The following is a 1,928-nucleotide window of genomic DNA, read 5'->3' on the forward strand; positions in this document are numbered from 1 at the left end:
CCTCAGTTTCATTGATAACGGCTGCCACCTTCTTGTACAGCTCCGGCTCCCAGCCCTGCGCTGTGGATTCGCGCATCATCCGCGCAACGCTGGCGTACAGGTCATCCGCCAGCCATGACAGACCGCGGGATGCGAGCAGATCGGCGGCAATCACCGTGGCGTAGCTGCGCTGGCGCGGGGCGTCATGGGCGGCGTGCAGCTCCTGCAGGCGCAGCAGCACCCGCTCAACGCCCTCAGTGTTCAGTTGAGCGGCCAGTTCGTCGCGCAGGCCGGCGTATTCCTGCACCGGGCTGCTGGTGGTTTGCGCCTKATCGGCGCCGGTGATCCAGGCCTGGGTTTGCGCATCCACGAACGGCGTGCCGTCGCTGAAACACAACTCCAGTAGCGCCGGCAAACGGCAGACAAAACGCTCACAGGTCTGACGAATGGCTGCGGCCACTTCCTCCATCGCCAGGCGCGAGGCGACGTGGGCGGCCAGGTAACTGCCGCGCAGCCAATACGGCGAGGCGCAGACGCTTTTTTCGATACGCAGCAACAGGTTCGGGTCCAGGGCGCTATGGTTCAGCGCGTCCTGGTAGCCGTCGACGATGTCCTTGGGCACGGCGGTCAATTCGGTGCGACGGTCGCGGGTGATGGGCGGCGCGGTGCGCAGATGCGACCACAGGCCGAAGCGTCGCAATTGGTAGCCGGTAGGGTCATAAGGGTCTTGCTGGTTGATCTGCTCGGCCATGTTCAACACGGCGCGGCGTTGTTCGCGCTCATTGCTCGGCGCTTGCGGTTTGGGGCTGGAAAAAAAGGCTGAATCCAGAACGCTGCCGGAGGTGGCCGCACGAGTGGGCTCAATGGCGACGACTGGCTCGCTGTATTTATCCAACTGGCGTTGCAACGCATCCAGCGGCGCGGGGTCGAGCTTGGCGCTTTCGGCACAGCGTTGCAGATTGGCCAGGGCCAGTTCCGCCGCGGCTTGATAGGCCGGTTCAAAACTGCTGCGCTCCAGGGTCGGCAACATCTGCCCCAGGTCGCTCAACAGACGCTGTACCTGCTTGCGTTTGTTCAGGTAGCCGGTGGGGCCAGGCTTGGGGTAGGCACTGTCCCAATACAGCTCAACCATGCCGGCCAACAAGCCCAAGGCATCGGCCCAACGTGCCCATTGCCGGGTGCGCAGCCAGACCACATGCAGATGGGCGACGATGCGCCAGTGCTTGCACTGGATCGCCAGGTATTGACGGGAGGCTTCGTCGATATACGGCCAGTCGATATCGCTCTCGCGCAAGCCGCCGAGCTTGACCATTTCCTGGTCGATGGCCTGGTAGGTTTCATCCTCCACATCAAAATGGCCGGCGGATTGCTCGGGCTCGATGGGTGTCAGCAGCAGCTTGACGGTGTCCGCCGGCACGTCGATTACCAGCGACATACTTGGCGCTCCTGCTCGATCAGTTCGCCCAGGCCTTCGACGTCAAACACCAAGCCGTGCAGCCTGGGATAGTCGCTCTCGAGTCGAAGGCGCTGGCCGCCACCCATGTTGCGCAATAGGGAAATAGCCTGTAGCCCGCGTCCGGCGTCGACCACCAGGCCGGCATCGTCCAGCACCTGCCACTGATAGGCCTCGAACACCGGGCGCTCATCCTTGAACAGCTGGATGCGAATTCTGTTGGGCTTGGCTGGCTCATCCAGCACCAGTTGCAAGCGGGAGATTTTCGATTCGCAACTGATGGCCAGGTAAGGCCGAGGCGGCACCGCGCCCAACGCCGGGGCTGAGATCACCATGCGTTGTTGCTGGTCGTTGTCCGGCTCTGGGAACGACGACAGCAGGAAACGCTGATCCTCGGGTGGACGCTTGGCTTCATTGCGTTGGACCAGATCGACAATCGGCAGTGCCCGGCCAAGCGCGCGTGGTGCCACTGGTGCGTGATGGATGGGTGTACCAG

Annotated in this window: 2 protein-coding genes; both read right to left on the minus strand. The window is 63.1% G+C overall.

The window, feature by feature from the left end; all coding sequences use genetic code 11:
- Positions 1–1,414, minus strand: a 1,414-nt coding sequence (gene tssA / locus ACXRVY_RS26490) for a type VI secretion system protein TssA (protein WP_458238670.1), incomplete at its 3' end; no start/stop codon positions are given.
- Positions 1,402–1,928: type VI secretion system-associated protein TagO (locus ACXRVY_RS26495; RefSeq protein WP_458238671.1), on the minus strand; the 527-nt coding region annotated here is incomplete at its 5' end. The genes ACXRVY_RS26495 and tssA, both read right to left, overlap by 13 nt.

It is taken from the genome of Pseudomonas sp. P5_A2_2, assembly GCF_054177685.1.